Here is a 16,850-nt window from a genome sequence, read left to right on the forward strand (position 1 = left end):
ACGCTTGTGCAGCGGCCGGGGGTTGGAATCATGACGCAGACAGGCTCGTCGTCCGTGCTGTCGATGCTGCACGGCCGCGCCGCGATGCGGCCCGACGGCACCGCGTTCACGTTCACCGACTACAGCGATGATCCGGCGGGCCGGGCGCAGACGCTGACCTGGTCTCAGCTGTCGCGGCGCACGATGAGCGTGGCCGCCGACATCGCGGCCCACGGCGCCACCGGCGATCGCGCGGTGATCCTCGCGCCGCAGGGTCTCGAGTACATCCTGGCGTTCCTCGGCGCGATGCAGGCCGGTCTCATCGCCGTACCGCTGCCGCTGCCGCATCGCGGGTCGAGCCACGACCGGGTGAGTGCGGTATTCGCCGACACCACCCCTGCGGTGGTGCTGACGACCTCGGCCGTCGCCGCCGACGTCGTCGACTACATCGAGCACTCCCGGCTGGACACCGCTCCCGCGCTCCTGCACGTCGACGCGATCGACCCGCACGCCGAAGGCGCTGCGTTCACCCCGCCGGCCGCACCACCCGACACCGCCTATCTGCAGTACAGCTCAGGGTCGACGCGGCTACCGACCGGCGTGATGATCTCGCATCGCAATCTGTCGTCGAATTTCGATCAGCTGATGCGCAGCCTGCTCGGCGGGCGGCAGCTCCCGGATCTGACGGTCGTGTCGTGGCTGCCGTTCTATCACGACATGGGCCTGGTCCTCGGGGTGTGCGCGCCGATCCTGGGTGGCTTCGCGGCGCACCTGATGAGTCCGGTCGCATTCCTGGAACAGCCGGCCCGCTGGGTGCGCGCGTTGGCCACCGCGGACAACGCGTTCTCCGCGGCACCCAATTTCGCGTTCGAGCTGGCCGCCCGCAAGACCACCGATGCCGATCTGGCCGGTCTGGATCTCGGCGGGGTCGCAGGCATCATCAACGGGGCCGAGCGCGTCGACCCGGGCACGCTGGCCCGCTTCTCGGATCGCTTCGCGCACTTCGACTTCCGTGACGACATGCTGCGGCCTTCCTACGGCCTGGCCGAGGCCACCGTGTTCGTCGCGTCAGGGGTCTGGGACGACGACGCGGTGGTGGACCGGTTCGACAGTGACGAGCTCTCGGCCGGGCGGGTCCAGCGGTGCCGGACCGGCGGCTCCGCGCTGGTCCGCTACGAGCTGCCGTCGTCGCCCGTCGTCCGCATCGTCGACACCGACACGGGTAAGCACTGCCCGCCCGATGTGGTCGGCGAGATCTGGGTGTGCGGCGACAACGTCGCCGCCGGCTACTGGAGCCGTACCGCCGAGGAGCAGCAGTGCTTCGGCGCCACCATCAGCGAGCCCTCACCCGGTACCCCCGCGGGACCGTGGCTGCGCACCGGCGATCTCGGGTTCGTCCACGACGGCGCGCTGTTCATCGTCGGCCGGATCAAGGATCTGCTGATCATCCGCGGCCGCAACCACTATCCCGAGGACATCGAGGCGACGGTCCAGGAGATCACGCGCGGGCGGGTGGCGGCGATCGCGGTCCCGGTGAACAGCACCGAGAAGCTGGTCACCGTCATCGAGCTCAAGAAGCCTGCCGACGTGCACCAGGTCAGAAGCACTGTCACATCAGCAATTTCGACGGTGCACGGGTTGAGTGTGGAAGATCTGGTGCTGGTGCCGCCCGGTTCGATCCCGACGACGACGAGCGGCAAGGTGCGCCGCGCGGCCTGCATCGAGCACTACCGGGCCGATCAGTTCGAACGATTGGATGCCTGAGTGACGCAACGAGACAACACGGGAACAGTGGTGCGCAGAGCGCTGGCATCGGTCACGGCACTGATCACGGTCGGGGTGGTCGGAGGATTGGGCCCGGGCATCGCGAACGCCGACGAGCCGCCGCCACCACCCCCGCCCGGCACGCCGCTGCTGGGGACCCCGGGGCGGGCGTATGCCCTGGGTGGTGCGCACGTACTCGGCATCCCGTACGACGAATACATCATGCGCACCGGCGCCGACTGGTTCCCGGGTCTGGACCGCCAGATCGTCGACTACCCGGCCGGACAGGTGCAAGGTCACACGCTGGAGCGCTTGTTCCCGGGCATCGGCGCGTTCGGGGAGCGCTTCGTCCCGGGCCTCGGGCTCGACGGCCCCAGCATCGGGGAGTCGGTCGACATCGGCACGCCCAATGTCGTCAACGCGGTCCGCCAGGGCGGGCGCGGGACGGCGATCGGGCTGTCGGAGGGCGCGATGGTGCTCAACGACGTCCAGGCCAAACTCGCCTACGATCCCGCCGCGCCGCCCCCGGATCAGCTCAGCTTCGCGATGTACGGCGATCCGGTGGGCAAGCACGCGTTCGGGGAGAGCTTCCTGACGCAGAACTTCCCCGTCGGCAGCGTGGTGCCGTCACTGGACTACCGCATCCCGGCGCCGGTGGAGAGCCAGTACGACACGTATCAGTTCGTCTCGGCCTACGACAGCATCGCGGACTGGCCGGACCGGCCGGACAACTGGATGTCGGTGGCCAATGCGATCGTGGGGCTGGCCACCGGCCACACCGCCGTCGCGTTCACCACGCCGAGCAACGTGCCGCCGCAGAACATCCGGACCACCGTGAACTCTCGTGGCGCGAAGACGACGACGTTCATGATCCCCGAGGAGCACCTGCCGTTGGTACTGCCGTTCAAGTACCTCGGGGTGGACAAGAAGACGCTGATCGAACTGGACAAGGTGCTGCAGCCCTACGTCGATGCCGGGTACTCGCGCAACGACGATCCGGCGACCGCGCCGATCACCGTCGACCCGGTGAACGGGTACGACCCGGCCGCGGTGACAGCTCCGGCGACCCAGGCGGCGTTCGGTGGCGGCTCGGACCCCGTGTCCCAACTGCTCGCCGGACTGCAGTACGTGGTGAACCACCAGGGTTAGAGACCGGCCAGACCCACCACGAGGAGCACGCCGCCGACAGCGGCCACCAGCGCGGCGACAGCGCGCCGGCCTCCGGCGCGGATGCGGTCGTGGACGGACGTGAGCGCGGCCCGGGTGCGGTCCGGGGCGACCAGGTATGCCAGCAACGGCACCTCGACCAGTGCGAAGGCCACCACGTTGAACATGAGCAGCGCGCCGAGTTGAACGGACGCCTCCGCGCCGGAGGCCACGATCAACGCCAGCGCGGCGAGGTAGTCCACCGACGGCAGCGCGATCCCCAGCCCGGCACCGCCGGCGATCCACAGTGAGCGGCCGCCGAGCAGACGCCGCACCCGCGCCATGACGGCTCCGTCCGTGGCGGGCATCCGGCCCATCACGCCGGCCGCGATCAGCGCCGCGTTGGCCAGCACCACGGCACCCACGACGATCTGTACCAGAGGCAGGGTGAAGCGCGCCGAATCCAGCGCGGGCCGCAGGACGAACAGCACCGCCACGCCCACCGCGGTGCCCATTAGGAATCCACCCGCCAGGAACGCGAGCAGCTGCAGTGCAGGCCGCGGGCGGTTCACCATCACGACCGTCATGCCGATCCGGAACGGCTCCAGGCTGACCGCGAGGGCCATCAGCAGGAGCGGGATCCACATGATGGCGTAACTTACCGCGGTGTTGTGCTCAGCCGGATTCTGATCGTGGCGTTGCCGCGAGAACACGTGTCAGGATGGAGGCGATGAGCGGAACCAACGCGGAGATCGATCTGAGTCCGTCGACATTGCGAGAGGCATTCGGCCATTTCCCGACCGGTGTCATCGCGATCGCGGCGGAGATCGACGGCACGCGGGTCGGCCTGGCGGCCAGTACGTTCGTTCCCGTCTCCCTGGCGCCGCCGCTGGTGTCGTTCTGCGTGCAGAACTCCTCGACCACCTGGCCGCGGCTCGTCGACGCTCCCTACCTGGGTATCAGCGTGCTCGGCGAGTCCCACGACGAGGCCGCACGCACCCTGGCCGCCAAGACGGGAGACAGGTTCGCCGGCCTCGAGACCGCGTCCACCGAGCGTGGTGCGGTGTTCATCGAGGGCACCAGCGTGTGGCTGGAGAGCTCCATCGAGCAGCAGGTGCCGGCCGGCGACCACACGATCGTGGTCCTGCGGGTCAGCCGGATCACGGTGCATCCGGAGGTGGCGCCCATCGTGTTCCACCGCAGCACGTTCCGGCGGTTGGGTGCCTGACGGCCGGTTCAGGGCCGGTCGCTGAGTTCCTCGCGATAATGGCGCACGCGCTGGTCGAGTTCGGCGGCATCAGCCGCCCTGCCCTCGCGGCGAGCGAGGTCGGCGCGGCTGCTGATCTCGCGGATCGCGGTTCGAATGTCGTTGACACTCAACGGTTGATGTAGGGACACGGCGCTGCCTTTCGACGCTGACTGGCTGCTGGCTGCGAGCGTACCCCCGGAGTGTGATGCCGGCCATGGTCGATCTACGGATTCATCTGGTAGGCGCCGTCATAGGCGACCACCTCGTTCCAGATCCGCTCGAATCGCGCGGAGTCGGTGACGGGTTTGCGGATCACCGACAGTGCCCAGGACTGCTGCGCCTCGGTCGAGCTCGGTTTGCCGTGCAGTGCGACGGCATACGCGGAGAAGTCGCGGACCATCACGTCGAAGATCTGATCGGTCAGGTCGGCGTCGAGGTTCGTGATCTCGGCCTGCTCGAGGATCAGCTGACCGTAGACCACCAGCGAGAAAAGGTGGCCGACGACGAGGACGAAATCGAGATCGCTCTGCTGGGCCGCATCGGGCGCAGCAGTGGTCAGGAACTCCTTGAACGCGCCGACCTGCTCGTAGAAGCGGCCGACGTTGCCGATGCCCGCGTGGCGCTCGTACACCGGCGTCCAGTCGGCGAACTGGACCTTCGAGGCGCCGCGGGCCGGGCCCTGCGACCAGAAGAACACGTCGTCGGCCGGGTCGTCGCGGGTGCCGACCTCGGGATAGGTGGCCGGGTTGAACATGTAGTTCGGCATGAACTTCAGGATCTGTGCGACGTTGACGTGCACGGTGCCCTCCAGCCGGGGCAGCGCGCCGATCAGGCGCACCACCTGGCTGAAGTAGGTGTTCTTCTCGAATCCCTTGGCGGCCAACACATCCCACAGCAGCGTGACGACCTTCTCGCCCTCAGAGGTCACCTTCGACTTGGTCACCGGGTTGAAGAGCAGATAGCGGCGGTCCTCGGGGCTCGCGCTGCGGAAGTAGTCGATGGCGCGGTCGCTGAACAGCTTCATCGCCAAAAGGCGCGCGTAGGCGTCGACGAAGCTGGCCCGCACGTGCGGGAAGACGGTGACCGGATTGCCGTAGAGGATGCGGTTGTTGGCGTGCGTGATGGCCTCGTAGAACGCGTGCTCGCACATGCCGATCGAGCCGCTGCACAGGTTGAACTTGCCGACGTTGACGGTGTTCAGCGCCGCCGAGAAGGCGTCGGGTCCGGTGACCAGGATGTCCTCCTCGTACACCGGGTAGTCGTGCAGCGCGAACGTGCTGACGAACATCTGGCCGTGCACCACGTTGCCGATCAGCTCGTAGTTCTCGTGTGAGCTGTCCGCGACGAACCAGACGTAGCCGTCGGACCCGTCGACGTCGGTGCGCCGGCCGAACACCGACACCATGCCCGCCACGTTCCCGTTGCCGATGTAGTACTTCTCGCCGGACGCCCGGAACAGCACGCCCTCGTCGTCGTCAGTGGTGGCCGGTGTGAGTACCAGGTCGGTGTTGTAGATGTCGGCGCCGTGCTCGCGCTCCGACAGCGCGAACGCCATCACTTCGCCGGCCTCGAGCTGCGCGGCCGCTTTCTCCTTGGCTTTGACGTTGTCGCTCTGCCAGATCGGGCCGAGGCCGAGGATCGTGACCTGCTCGGCGTACCAGTAGGACAGCCCGTAGAACCCGAGGATCTCGCTGAGCACGGCGTTGCGGGAGGTGTCCCACCGCTTGTCGGGGTCGCCGCCGGCGAACTCCGACGGTGTCAGGAACGTCGCGAACAGCCGCTCACGTTTGACGAAGTCCAGGAAGTCCGACACCCAGGCGGCATCGAGGTCGTCGCGCAGCAGCCGTGTCTTGCCGCGCTGCTCGAACCAGTCGATCAGCGCCTGCAGTTGGCGGCGGGACTCGGGGTCGAGCCGGTCGGAGTCGAAAGTGTGGGGGTTGAGCAGGCGCGCTGTCGGCATGCGTGCCAACGTAGCGCCCCCGGCTGTCGGTCAGGCGTGAACGTCGCGAAGTCCGACGGCGTTGCGCAGCCCCGAGCAGTTCACGCAGCCCACGCAGCCGATGCAGTCGTCACAGCTGACACAGCCGACGCAGGCCCGGCAGCGTGCGCAATCCACGCACGCCAGGCAGGCGAGACATCCCCGGCAGGCGATGCAGAGCACAGCCAGTACGCATCCGGCGATGGCTGCGCTGCCCGCTGTGGCGATGGACCCTGCCACACCCGCGCTGCCCGCGGTCCCGATCGCCCGGGCGACGGCGACGCTGCCCGCGGTGCCCACCGAGCCGACGACGCCGATGCTGCCGGCAGTGCCGATCGAGCCCGCGACGGCCGCGCTGTCGACGGTGCCGATCGACCCGGCGACGGCGACGCTGTCCGTCGTCGAGATCGACCCGGCGACAGCCCGGCCGTCGGTCACGTCGTTACTTCCGCCGGAACAGCTTGTTGCCCAGCCACACCACCGGGTCGTACTTGCGGTCCGCCGCACGCTCTTTCATCGGGATCAGCGCGTTGTCGGTGATCTTGATGTGCTCGGGGCACACCTCGGTGCAGCACTTCGTGATGTTGCAGTAACCCAGGCCGTTCTCCTCCTGGGCCTGCTCGGCGCGGTGGCCGTGCGTGTCGAGCGGATGCATGTCGAGCTCGGCTTGGCGCATCAGGTACCGCGGACCGGAGAACGCCAGCTTGTTCTCCTCGTGGTCACGGTTGACGTGGCAGACGTTCTGGCACAGGAAGCACTCGATGCACTTGCGGAACTCCTGCGACCGGTTCACGTCCTCTTGCGCCATCCGGTACTCACCGGGCTGCAGATCCTTCGGCGGTGTGAACGACGGGATCTCCCTGGCCTTCTCGTAGTTGAAGGACACATCGGTCACCAGGTCCCGCATCACCGGAAACGTCCGCAACGGCGTCACGGTGACGGTCTCGTCCTCACCGAAGGTCGACATGCGCGTCATGCACGCCAGGCGCGGACGGCCGTTGATCTCCACCGAACACGATCCGCACTTGCCGGCCTTGCAGTTCCAGCGCACGGCCAGATCGCCGGTCTGGGTCTGCTGCAAGCGGTGGATGATGTCGAGGACGACCTCGCCCTCGTTGACCTCGACGGTGTAGTCCTTCAGTTCGCCGCCGGAGGCGTCGCCGCGCCAGACACGCATCTTGGCGTTGTAGGCACCCATGGGTCAGCCCTTCCGTTGCGGGTGTTCGAGGAGTTCGTCGTCGGTGTAGTACTTCTCGAGCTCGGAGAGCTCGAACGTCTCCAGCAGGTCGGCCCGCATCGTGGGCTGACGCTCCTTGGAGACGTTGACGTCGGGCACCACCGGGTCGTCGCCCTCGGACCGGCACACCAGCAGGTGATTGCGCCAGCTGGCGTCCATCGTCGGGAAGTCGTCGCGGGTGTGCCCGCCGCGGCTCTCGGTACGGGTGATCGCCGACTTGGCCACGGACTCGCTGACCAGCAGCATGTTGCGCAGGTCCATCGCCAGGTGCCAGCCGGGGTTGAACTTGCGCTCGCCCTCGACCTTGACCCGCTTGTAGCGGTCGCGCAGCTCCTGGAGCTTGTCCAGGGCTTCCTGCATCTCGTCGGCCTTGCGGATGATGCCGACCAGGTTGTTCATCGTGTCCTGCATGTCGAGCTGCAGCGTGTACGGATTCTCCGGGGAGCCGTCGGACGGACCGTCGAACACGGCCAGCGCCATGTCCTTGGCGTTGTCCACCGCGTCCTGCGTGACCGCGGGCCGGTCGGACATCGCGCGCACGTAGTCCGAGGCGCCGAGCCCGGCGCGGCGGCCGAACACCAGCAGGTCGGACAGCGAGTTGCCGCCCAGCCGGTTGGAACCGTGCATGCCGCCGGCACATTCACCCGCGGCGAACAAGCCGGGCGTGGCGGCCGCACCGGTGTCGGGATCGACCTCGATGCCGCCCATCACGTAATGACAGGTCGGTCCGACCTCCATCTCGTCGGTGGTGATGTCGACCTCGGCCAGCTCGATGAACTGGTGGTACATCGAGGGCAGGCGGCGCTTGATCTCCTCGGGCGTCATCCGTGAGGCGATGTCGAGGTAGACGCCGCCGTGCGGGGTGCCGCGGCCTTCCTTGACCTCGGTGTTGATCGCGCGGGCCACCTCGTCACGGGGCAGCAGGTCAGGGGTGCGGCGCGCCGAGTCGTTGTCCTTGAGCCACTGGTCGGCCTCTTCTTCGGATTCGGCGTACTGGCCCTTGAAGACGTCGGGGATGTAGTTGAACATGAACCGCTTGCCCTCGGAGTTCTTCAGCACTCCGCCGTCACCGCGCACGCCTTCGGTGACCAGGATTCCCTTCACCGACAGCGGCCAGACCATGCCGGTCGGATGGAACTGGATGAACTCCATGTTGATCAGCGACGAGCCGGCCCGCAGCGCCAGTGCGTGCCCGTCGCCGGTGTACTCCCACGAGTTCGAGGAGACCTTGTAGGACTTGCCGATTCCGCCCGTGGCGAGCACCACCGCGGGCGCCTCGAACAGGATGAAGTCGCCGGTCTCGCGGTAGTAGCCGAACGCGCCCGCGATCTTGTCGCCGTCCTTGATCAGTTCGGTGATCGCGACCTCGTGGAAGACCCGGATGCGTGCCTCGTAGTCACCGAGTTCGCGCTTGTCCTCCTGCTGCAGGGAGACGATCTTCTGCTGCAGCGTGCGGATGATCTCCAGGCCGGTGCGGTCGCCGACGTGGGCCAGCCGCGGGTAGGTGTGCCCGCCGAAGTTGCGCTGGCTGATCTTCCCGTCCTTGGTGCGGTCGAACAGCGCGCCGTAGGTCTCCAGCTCCCACACCCGGTCGGGGGCTTCCTGGGCGTGCAGCTCCGCCATCCGCCAGTTGTTCAGGAACTTGCCGCCGCGCATGGTGTCGCCGAAGTGCACCTGCCAGGAGTCCTTGGTGTTGACGTTGCGCATGGCTGCCGCACAGCCACCCTCGGCCATCACCGTGTGCGCCTTACCGAACAGCGATTTGGTCACCACTGCGACGCGCAGGCCCCGCTCCCGGGCCTCGATCACCGCGCGCAATCCCGCCCCACCGGCACCGATGACGACGACGTCGTAGGTGTGCCGTTCGATCTCTACTTCTGCTTCGTGCGAAGCCATCAACCCTCACTCGTCCTTGATCAGTGAAAAACCTTGTGCGCGTGCACTTCTCAGCCGACGAACCGCAGATCCCATGTCGGATGCATCGAGATGAGCATGACGTAGAAGTCGGTGAACATCAGTGTGCCCAGCGTGATCCAGGCGTACAGCTTGTGCCGGGTGTTGAGCTTGCTGATCTGCGTCCACATCCAGTACCGGACCGGATGTTTGGAGAAGTGCTTGAGCCGGCCGCCTGCGACGTGGCGGCAGGAGTGGCACGAGATCGTGTAGGTCCACAGCAGGACCACGTTGACGATCAGGATGACGTTGCCCAGCCCGAAGCCGAAGCCGCCGGGACCGTCCTCGGAGTGGAAGGCCTTGATCGCGTCCCAGGTGTTGATGAGCGAGATGAGCGCCGCGATGTAGAAGAAGTAGCGGTGCAGGTTCTGCAGGATCAGCGGGAAACGCGTCTCACCGGTGTACTTGGCGTGCGGTTCGGCCACGGCGCAGGCGGTCGGCGACTGCCACACCGAGCGGTAGTAGGCGCCCCGGTAGTAGTAGCAGGTGATCCGGAACAGCAGCAGGAACGGCAGCGACAGCAGCGCGTACGGCAGCAGCGACAACGGCCCCGACGTGGGCAGGATCTGGGGCCAGAACTCGCTGGCCTCGCCGCAGGCCTTGCTCAGGCAGGGGGAGTAGAAGGGCGTGAGGTAGTGATACTGCTCGACGAAGAAGTGGTCGCGCATGAACGCACGCACCGTCGCGTAGATGATGAACGCGGCGAACCCCAGGTCCGTGAGGATCGGTGACTTGAGCCAGTTGTCGGTGCGCAGGGTGCGCGCCGCGATCTGCGCTCGGCCTGGGGAGAAGACGCCGGTCGCCTTGCGGTCGGCGGTGGGTGCACTCACGTTTCCCTCTCGATGAATGTTTGCGGGGCCGGACCTGTCCGGCCCCGTGCTCAGCGCGTGCCGCCGAGACCCTCGTCGTCGACCCCGCGCCAGAAATCGGTGTCGTACTGAGTGTCCGGAATCGCGATGCGCTCGCCGACGTGATGGTGCCGGGACAGCCCGCGCGCGAGTTCCAGCTCCTCGGCATCGATATCGAGGCGATCGATATCGTTGAGGATGCGCTCGGCGTCGTTGACGATGCGACGGGTGGCAGGGCTGTCCCCGTATCGCGACGCCAGCGTGGTCACGCATCGCCGCAGGTTCCCGATCAGATCGTGAAGTTCGGCGAGCTCGGTGGTGGTGGACAAGTGACCTCCTTGGGCTGAAGGGTGTCGTGAATCACAGTACGCACTCGATGCTAGCCACATCACCCAGTCAAAGGGTGAGACAAATCACTTTGATGACACGGAGGTAACAATGACGCAGGACGTTCTCAGAGGGCGCGCCCAGACGTTGCTGGCGTTGCACCGGCCCGGCGATCCGGTGGTGCTGCCGACGGTGTGGGACGCGTGGTCGGCGCGGCTGGCCGCCGGTGCGGGGTTCGAGGCGCTGACGGTCGGCAGCCACCCGGTGGCCGACTCGGTCGGTAAGGCGGACAACGAGGGAATGACGTTCGACGATCTGATCACCCGCGTCGCGCAGATCACCGCGGCGACCGAGCTGCCGGTATCGGTCGACATCGAATCCGGATACGGGGAAGCACCGGCACGGCTCATCGAGGGGCTGCTCGGGGTCGGGGCGGTGGGCCTGAACATCGAGGACACCGTGCACGGCGAAGGCGGTCGGCTGCGCAGCCCCGAAGAGCACGCGGAGCTGGTCGGGGCGCTGCGCTCGGCGGCCGACGAGGCCGGGGTGCACGTGGTGGTCAACGCGCGCACCGACCTGTTCCTGCGTCAGGACGGCGACGAGGCCGATCGGGTCGACCGCGCGATCGCCCGGTTGCGGCTGGCCGCCGATGCCGGGGCCGACGTGCTGTATCCGGTGGGCCTGCACGCGCCGGAGGTCATGCGGCGGTTGACCTCCGAGCTCCCGCTGCCGGTGAACGCGATAGGCGCTCCGGACAAGGCCGATCCTGCGTCGTACGGTCCGCTCGGCGTCGCTCGCATCAGCTTCGGTCCGTTCTGGCAGGCCGCACTCGCCGAGCGATCGAAGGAGATCCTGGCGCGCTGGCGCTGAGAACGGTCCGGTCAGTCGGTCTCGACGACCAGCACCTCGGTCTTGGCCTTGCGTTTGACGATGCGCGGCACCGACCCGACGAGCCGGCCGACCATCGACGTCATGCCCACGCTGCCCACCACCAGCAGGTCGGCGCCCACCTCCTCGGCCACGTCGATGAGCGCATCGGCAGGCACACCCTCCACCGCGCGTTCTTCGACGGTCGGTGCCCCTGCCGCGCGGGCGCGGGCAGCGGCATCACGTAGGAGGCCGTAGACGGCAGCATCACCGGAGGTGCGGTAGTCCTCGCCCTTGGGCTGGTCGGGGTCCGGGCCGGCGGCGTCGTGGTGTGTGGAGGAGTACGCCGTCGCGATGATCAGGCGGCCACCGGACTCCGCCGCCAGCGATGCCGCCTTGTCCACGGCCCGAAGGGAGGTGTCCGAGCCGTCGGTTCCGACGACGATGGTCTGATACGAGGTCACGCGATGCCCCTTTCCCTGGCGTGGCTTGAGCGTACAACTGTTCACTCAGCCTCTACCCGGAATGGGCCGAGGTGAACCGACCTCAGCGGTGGACGTCGGTGATCGCGACATCGATCGCGACGCCGGCGGCGTCGCCGATGACGTCGGTGATCACCGCGACAGCCTGCCTGCGGACACCTTCTGCCGCGGCCGCCAGGTCGGCGCCGTAGCGGCCGCTCACCTCGATGCGTACCTCCCGCAGCACCGCGTCCTCGACCGAGACGGTGATGTCGACCAGCTTGACCTCGGGGAGCGTGCGCAGCACACGGGCCAGGTTGGCCCGCACCACGAGATCGCTGACTTCGATGCGGCCGGCTGCCTGGCCCGGCCGCGGATCGACGACCGCGACCGGCCAGCCGGAGCGGGGCGTGGCCCGGACCGCTTCGATGACGCGGCGCTCGACGGCCGGCCACCCGCGCTCAGGCGCCGCGCGCAGCGTCCGGGACGCCCGGGCCAGCACGTCGTAATCGCCTATCGCCATCGTTGCAACCTCTGTTGGAGGGTGGTTTTGGCGCGGTGATGATGCCCCCGCGCCCCGTCTGGGCTCAGACTCAGGATCGTCCCGATCTGAGGGAAGGTCAATTCCTCCACCTCGCGCAGCATCCAGACCGCCCGTTGACGCGGCGGCAGTTCGGCGAGTGCCTCCTCCAGGGCCGCGAGGAACTCCGTGTTGGACAGCGTGGCGAACGGGTCAGCGGCAGCAGACGGGTCGACGGGATCGATGAGGCGGTCGTCGAGCGGAATGGCGCGCTTCACCCGGTGCGAGTCGGCGACCTTGCGCGAACAGATCGCGAACAGCCACGTCCGTGGGCTCGAATCGCCGCGGAAGCGGTCGATCTGACGCCACGCGGCCACGAACGTCTCCTGGACGATGTCCTGGACAGCGGCCTCGTCGCGCGTCATGCGGCGAGCGAAGCGGTGCAGTGCGGGGCCGTGCCGGCGGATCAGGCATTCGAACGCGCTGCGGTCCCCGGCGGCCGCCGCGGCAGCCAGTTCCCGGTCGTCGATGTCATCCTCGACCATGGGGTCGTCGACAGGCATCGTCGCTCTCGGTCCTCTCGACTATCCACCACGCGAAGCTGCGTGACGCCGCGAGCCTAGCCATCCGCGCGATCATAATGTGAGCGGTGACACAGAAGTCAGAAATTCGGATTCACGGCCGAGCCACGACCGACTCATGACGAGGAGCCCGAAGAAAGGGAGGCAGCGATGAGCACGGAACGGGGCAAGACGACGATCGCCGACACGGTCGTCGCGAAGATCGCCGGCCTGGCGACGCGGGAAGTCGCCGGGGTGCACGCACTGGGCGGCAGCGCGACACGCGCCGTCGGCGCGTTGCGCGACCGCATTCCCGGCGCCTCGGTGAACCACGCGCAGGGCGTGTCGGTCGAGGTCGGCGAGAAACAGGCCGCGGTCGACGTCGACATCGTCGCCGAATACGGCGTGTCCATCAACGATCTCGCGGGCGGTATCCGGCGTAACGTCATCGCCGCCCTCGAGCGGATGACGGGCCTGGAGGTGGTCGAGGTGAACATCACGGTGCACGACGTGTACTTGGCAGACGACGATTCCGATGATGGGCGCACCTCCGACGATCTGCGGGTCGTATGAGCACCCGCGACGCCGCCGACACGGTTGCCGACGTCGTGTTGGCCACCCCGGGGGTGGCGGGGCTGCACGCCGGCATGTTCGGCGAGGTCGGCACCTACCTGCCCGGGCGCCGCGTGGACGGCGTCCGGCTCGGTGACACCGACATCGACATCCACGTGACGGTGCGGGAAGGGGTGCCGGTGCGCGAGACCGCCGCCGCGGTCCGCGAGGCGGTGGCGAGACGATTCCCGGGGCAGGCTGTCAACGTCACCGTCGAGGACGTCATCGCCGGGGACGCGGCGCCGGCGGACTGACGCTCACAGCGGGTTCCATCGCTCGGTGAGCACACCGTGATGGCGCCTTCACACAGCAGAACACAGCGGCAATATGCGGTTCCTAGCGTGGCCGCATGGCAACTTCACGGGTTGTGGTCGTCGGGCACGGCATGGTCGGCCACCGGTTCGTCGAGGCGCTGCGCTCGCGCGACACCGAAAACCGCTGGCAGATCACCGTGCTCGCCGAGGAGCTCGACGCCGCCTACGACCGGGTCGGCCTGACCAGCTACACCGAACACTGGGAACGTCCGCGACTTGCGTTGGCGGGCAACACCTATGCCGGCGACGATCAGGTGGACCTCCGCCTCGGGCAGCGGGTGGTGGCGCTCGACACGGCGGCGGCGACGGTGACCACCGCGGCCGGTGACCGGTTCGGTTACGACGCGGTGGTGCTGGCCACCGGCTCGTACGCCTTTGTGCCACCGGTACCCGGCCATGACCTCCCGAATTGCCACGTCTACCGCACCCTCGACGACCTCGACGCGATCAAGGCCGACGCGGTGCGCGCAGCTGCCGCCTCCGACGGCGCCGCCGGTGTCGTCATCGGAGGCGGGTTGCTCGGTCTGGAGGCCGCCAATGCACTGCGCGGTTTCGGGATGACGCCCCATGTGGTCGAGATGGCGCCGCGGCTGATGGCGCAACAGCTCGACGAAGCCGGCGGCGCGCTGCTGGCCCGCATGATCGGCGACTTGGGCATCGCGGTGCACGTCGGGGTGGGCACCGAACGCATCGAATCATCGGATGCCGGAGCGCGGGTCACGCTCAGTGACGGCACCGACGTCGACGCCGGGGTGGTCGTCTTCGCCGCCGGTGTCCGGCCCCGTGACGAGCTGGCGCGCGAGGCCGGGCTGGCGATCGCCGAGCGGGGTGGGGTGCTGACCGACACGTCCTGCGCGACGCGTGATCCGCGTGTGTTCGCGATCGGCGAGGTCGCGGCCATCGAGGGCCGATGCTACGGCCTGGTGGGACCGGGGTACACCAGCGCCGAGGTCGTGGCCGACCGATTGCTGGGTGGTGCAGCAGAATTCGGCACCGCAGACATGTCGACCAAGCTCAAACTCCTCGGCGTCGACGTGGCGAGTTTCGGCGACGCGATGGGCGCCACACCAGGTTGCCTCGAGGTCGTCGTCAACGACGCGGTCGCGCAGACCTACGGAAAGCTGGTGCTCTCCGACGACGCCCGCACGCTGCTGGGCGGCATCCTGGTCGGCGATGCATCCGCCTACGGGTTGCTGCGGCCGATGGTCGGCGAGCAGCTGCCGGGTGACCCGATGTCGTTCCTCGCGAAAGCCGGAACCGGTTCGGGCGCAGCGACGCTGGGTGTCGGTGCGTTGCCCGAGGCAGCGCAGATCTGCTCCTGCAACAACGTCACCAAGGGCGACATCACCGAAGCGATCGGCGCCGGGTGCTGTGACGTCCCCGCGTTGAAGTCGTGCACCGCGGCGGGCACCTCGTGCGGCTCGTGCGTACCGCTGCTCAAGCAGCTGCTCGAGGCGCAGGGTGTCGCACAGTCGAAGGCGCTCTGCGAGCACTTCAGCCAGTCCCGGGCCGAGCTGTTCGAGATCATCAGTGCCACCGAGCTCCGCACCTTCTCCGGCTTGATCGAGAGATTCGGCAGCGGAAGAGGTTGTGACATCTGCAAACCCGTCGTGGCGTCGATCCTCGCGTCGACGAGCAGCGATCACATCCTCGACGGGGAGCAGGCGTCGCTGCAAGATTCGAACGACCACTTCCTGGCCAACATCCAGCGCAACGGCAGTTACTCGGTGGTGCCGCGCGTACCCGGCGGCGACATCACCCCCGAGCACCTGATCCTGATCGGGGAGATCGCCCGCGATTTCGGGCTCTACACCAAGATCACCGGAGGTCAGCGCATCGACATGTTCGGTGCGCGCGTGGACCAGCTCCCCGAGATTTGGCGACGGTTGGTCGACGGCGGTATGGAATCCGGGCACGCCTACGGCAAGTCGCTGCGCACGGTCAAGAGCTGCGTCGGTAGTGACTGGTGCCGTTACGGGCAACAGGATTCGGTGCAGATGGCCATCAATCTGGAACTGCGCTACCGCGGCTTGCGCGCTCCCCACAAGATCAAGATGGGGGTGTCGGGCTGCGCCCGCGAGTGCGCGGAGGCGCGCGGCAAAGACGTCGGCGTCATCGCCACCGAAACCGGGTGGAACCTCTACGTCGGCGGCAACGGCGGAATGACGCCGCGGCACGCCGAACTGTTGGCGAGCGATCTCGACGACGAGACGCTGGTGCGCTACATCGACCGGTTCCTGATGTTCTACATCCGCACCGCCGACAGGTTGCAGCGCACCGCGCCGTGGGTCGAGGAGAAGGGGCTGGACCACATCCGCGAGGTCGTCTGCGACGACTCCCTGGGTTTGGCAACGGAGTTCGAGGCGGCCATGGATCGGCACGTCGCGGGTTATGCCTGCGAATGGAAGGGTGTGCTCGACGACCCCGACAAGCTGGCGCGTTTCGTCTCGTTCGTCAACGCGCCCGACGTCGTGGATCCGACGGTCACGTTCACACAGAGCGCGGGGCGCATGGTGCCGACCCCGCTCGGAGTGCCGAAGGTGGTGCAGCGATGACGGTTCTCAGTGACATCGGCAGGGTCGGCGTCTGGACGACGGCCTGCCCCTACGACGTCCTACTGCCCAACCGCGGCGTCGGGGTCCTGCTGCCCGACGGTGCCCAGGCCGCGCTCTTCCGCCTCGATGACGGCAGCCTGCACGCGGTCGGCAACATCGACCCGTTCACCGGTGCGGCGGTGATGTCGCGGGGCATCGTCGGGGATCGGGGCGGGCGCGTCGCGGTGCAATCCCCGCTCAAGAAGCAGGCATTCGCCCTCGATGACGGAGTCTGCCTCGACGATCCGACCGTCGGGCTGCCCGTCTACGCCACGCGTGTGTCCCCGGCCGGCGACGTCGAGATCGGCTCACCCCCCGCGGAATAGACGCTATGGGGAGGCTGGGGCCTCACCACATGTGAACGTGGGTTGCCGTCAGGAATTGGGTCCTGGCCGGTAGAGCCACAACTGTGGGAGGCCCCAGTGAAGATTCAGCGTACGA

General features: G+C 67.8%; 19 protein-coding genes. 8 read left to right on the forward strand and 11 right to left on the reverse strand.

Going from position 1 to position 16,850, the window contains the following annotated elements; all coding sequences use genetic code 11:
* The first annotated feature begins 30 nt into the window (after positions 1 to 30).
* The gene (locus MHN84_RS23300; protein WP_241206887.1) at positions 31 to 1,743 is read left to right on the forward strand and encodes an AMP-binding protein; all 1,713 of its coding nucleotides are present in this window, start codon (positions 31 to 33) and stop codon (positions 1,741 to 1,743) included.
* 30 nt (positions 1,744 to 1,773) lie between these two features.
* A complete protein-coding gene (gene pe / locus MHN84_RS23305; protein WP_241206907.1) occupies positions 1,774 to 2,892 on the forward strand; it encodes an acyltransferase PE in 1,119 nt (372 codons plus the stop codon).
* Here pe and MHN84_RS23310 read toward each other — a convergent pair.
* A complete protein-coding gene (locus tag MHN84_RS23310; RefSeq protein ID WP_241206888.1) occupies positions 2,889 to 3,536 on the reverse strand; it encodes a GAP family protein in 648 nt (215 codons plus the stop codon). The genes pe and MHN84_RS23310 overlap by 4 nt on opposite strands.
* 83 nt (positions 3,537 to 3,619) lie before the next feature.
* Between MHN84_RS23310 and MHN84_RS23315 the strand changes: the two genes are divergently transcribed.
* A complete protein-coding gene (locus MHN84_RS23315) occupies positions 3,620 to 4,117 on the forward strand; it encodes a flavin reductase family protein (RefSeq protein ID WP_241206889.1) in 498 nt (165 codons plus the stop codon).
* Between the two features lie 8 nt (positions 4,118 to 4,125).
* Here MHN84_RS23315 and MHN84_RS23320 read toward each other — a convergent pair whose 3' ends face one another.
* The 7 genes from MHN84_RS23320 to MHN84_RS23350 form a co-directional block, all read right to left on the reverse strand.
* Positions 4,126 to 4,287, reverse strand: coding sequence for a hypothetical protein (locus MHN84_RS23320; RefSeq protein WP_241206890.1), 162 nt, complete (start codon positions 4,285 to 4,287; stop codon positions 4,126 to 4,128).
* A gap of 74 nt (positions 4,288 to 4,361) precedes the next feature.
* Positions 4,362 to 6,098, reverse strand: a complete 1,737-nt coding sequence (locus tag MHN84_RS23325; protein ID WP_241206891.1) for an acyl-CoA dehydrogenase family protein — start codon at positions 6,096 to 6,098, stop codon at positions 4,362 to 4,364.
* Between the two features lie 30 nt (positions 6,099 to 6,128).
* Positions 6,129 to 6,554 (reverse strand): hypothetical protein, encoded by a 426-nt coding sequence (locus MHN84_RS23330; protein WP_241206892.1) that lies wholly within the window; start codon positions 6,552 to 6,554, stop codon positions 6,129 to 6,131.
* Positions 6,555 to 6,558: 4 nt separating this feature from the next.
* Positions 6,559 to 7,314 carry a succinate dehydrogenase/fumarate reductase iron-sulfur subunit gene (locus MHN84_RS23335; protein WP_046361589.1) on the reverse strand — a complete coding sequence of 252 codons (756 nt, stop codon included), beginning with the start codon at positions 7,312 to 7,314 and terminating at the stop codon, positions 6,559 to 6,561.
* Between the two features lie 3 nt (positions 7,315 to 7,317).
* On the reverse strand, positions 7,318 to 9,249 hold the full coding sequence (locus tag MHN84_RS23340; RefSeq protein WP_241206893.1) for a fumarate reductase/succinate dehydrogenase flavoprotein subunit: 1,932 nt from the start codon (positions 9,247 to 9,249) through the stop codon (positions 7,318 to 7,320).
* Between the two features lie 50 nt (positions 9,250 to 9,299).
* Positions 9,300 to 10,136: a hypothetical protein gene (locus tag MHN84_RS23345; RefSeq protein ID WP_241206894.1), complete on the reverse strand. Its 837-nt coding sequence runs from the start codon at positions 10,134 to 10,136 to the stop codon at positions 9,300 to 9,302.
* Between the two features lie 50 nt (positions 10,137 to 10,186).
* Positions 10,187 to 10,483: a hypothetical protein gene (locus MHN84_RS23350; protein ID WP_046361586.1), complete on the reverse strand. Its 297-nt coding sequence runs from the start codon at positions 10,481 to 10,483 to the stop codon at positions 10,187 to 10,189.
* 109 nt (positions 10,484 to 10,592) lie between these two features.
* On the opposite strand from MHN84_RS23350, the gene MHN84_RS23355 reads away from it, so the two are divergent.
* Positions 10,593 to 11,351, forward strand: a complete 759-nt coding sequence (locus tag MHN84_RS23355) for an isocitrate lyase/phosphoenolpyruvate mutase family protein (protein ID WP_241206895.1) — start codon at positions 10,593 to 10,595, stop codon at positions 11,349 to 11,351.
* A gap of 11 nt (positions 11,352 to 11,362) precedes the next feature.
* Here MHN84_RS23355 and MHN84_RS23360 read toward each other — a convergent pair whose 3' ends face one another.
* From MHN84_RS23360 to MHN84_RS23370, 3 genes are all read right to left on the reverse strand, one after another.
* Entirely contained in the window at positions 11,363 to 11,812 is a 450-nt protein-coding gene (locus tag MHN84_RS23360; protein WP_241206896.1) for a universal stress protein, read from the reverse strand.
* A gap of 82 nt (positions 11,813 to 11,894) precedes the next feature.
* Positions 11,895 to 12,332 (reverse strand): hypothetical protein, encoded by a 438-nt coding sequence (locus MHN84_RS23365; RefSeq protein ID WP_241206897.1) that lies wholly within the window; start codon positions 12,330 to 12,332, stop codon positions 11,895 to 11,897.
* Positions 12,323 to 12,892, reverse strand: a complete 570-nt coding sequence (locus MHN84_RS23370; protein WP_241206898.1) for an RNA polymerase sigma factor — start codon at positions 12,890 to 12,892, stop codon at positions 12,323 to 12,325. The genes MHN84_RS23365 and MHN84_RS23370 overlap by 10 nt, the downstream gene beginning before the upstream one ends.
* 168 nt (positions 12,893 to 13,060) lie before the next feature.
* On the opposite strand from MHN84_RS23370, the gene MHN84_RS23375 reads away from it, so the two are divergent.
* The 4 genes from MHN84_RS23375 (at position 13,061) to nirD (ending at position 16,735) form a co-directional block, all read left to right on the forward strand.
* Entirely contained in the window at positions 13,061 to 13,462 is a 402-nt protein-coding gene (locus tag MHN84_RS23375; RefSeq protein WP_241206899.1) for an Asp23/Gls24 family envelope stress response protein, read from the forward strand.
* Positions 13,459 to 13,755 (forward strand): Asp23/Gls24 family envelope stress response protein, encoded by a 297-nt coding sequence (locus MHN84_RS23380; protein ID WP_241206900.1) that lies wholly within the window; start codon positions 13,459 to 13,461, stop codon positions 13,753 to 13,755. The genes MHN84_RS23375 and MHN84_RS23380 overlap by 4 nt, the downstream gene beginning before the upstream one ends.
* Positions 13,756 to 13,850: 95 nt before the next feature.
* The gene (gene nirB, locus MHN84_RS23385) at positions 13,851 to 16,370 is read left to right on the forward strand and encodes a nitrite reductase large subunit NirB (protein ID WP_241206901.1); all 2,520 of its coding nucleotides are present in this window, start codon (positions 13,851 to 13,853) and stop codon (positions 16,368 to 16,370) included.
* Positions 16,367 to 16,735, forward strand: coding sequence for a nitrite reductase small subunit NirD (gene nirD / locus MHN84_RS23390; protein ID WP_241206902.1), 369 nt, complete (start codon positions 16,367 to 16,369; stop codon positions 16,733 to 16,735). The genes nirB and nirD overlap by 4 nt, the downstream gene beginning before the upstream one ends.
* Positions 16,736 to 16,850: the final 115 nt, after the last annotated feature.

This window comes from Mycobacterium sp. PSTR-4-N (assembly GCF_022348085.1).
Taxonomy (GTDB): Bacteria; Actinomycetota; Actinomycetes; order Mycobacteriales; family Mycobacteriaceae; genus Mycobacterium.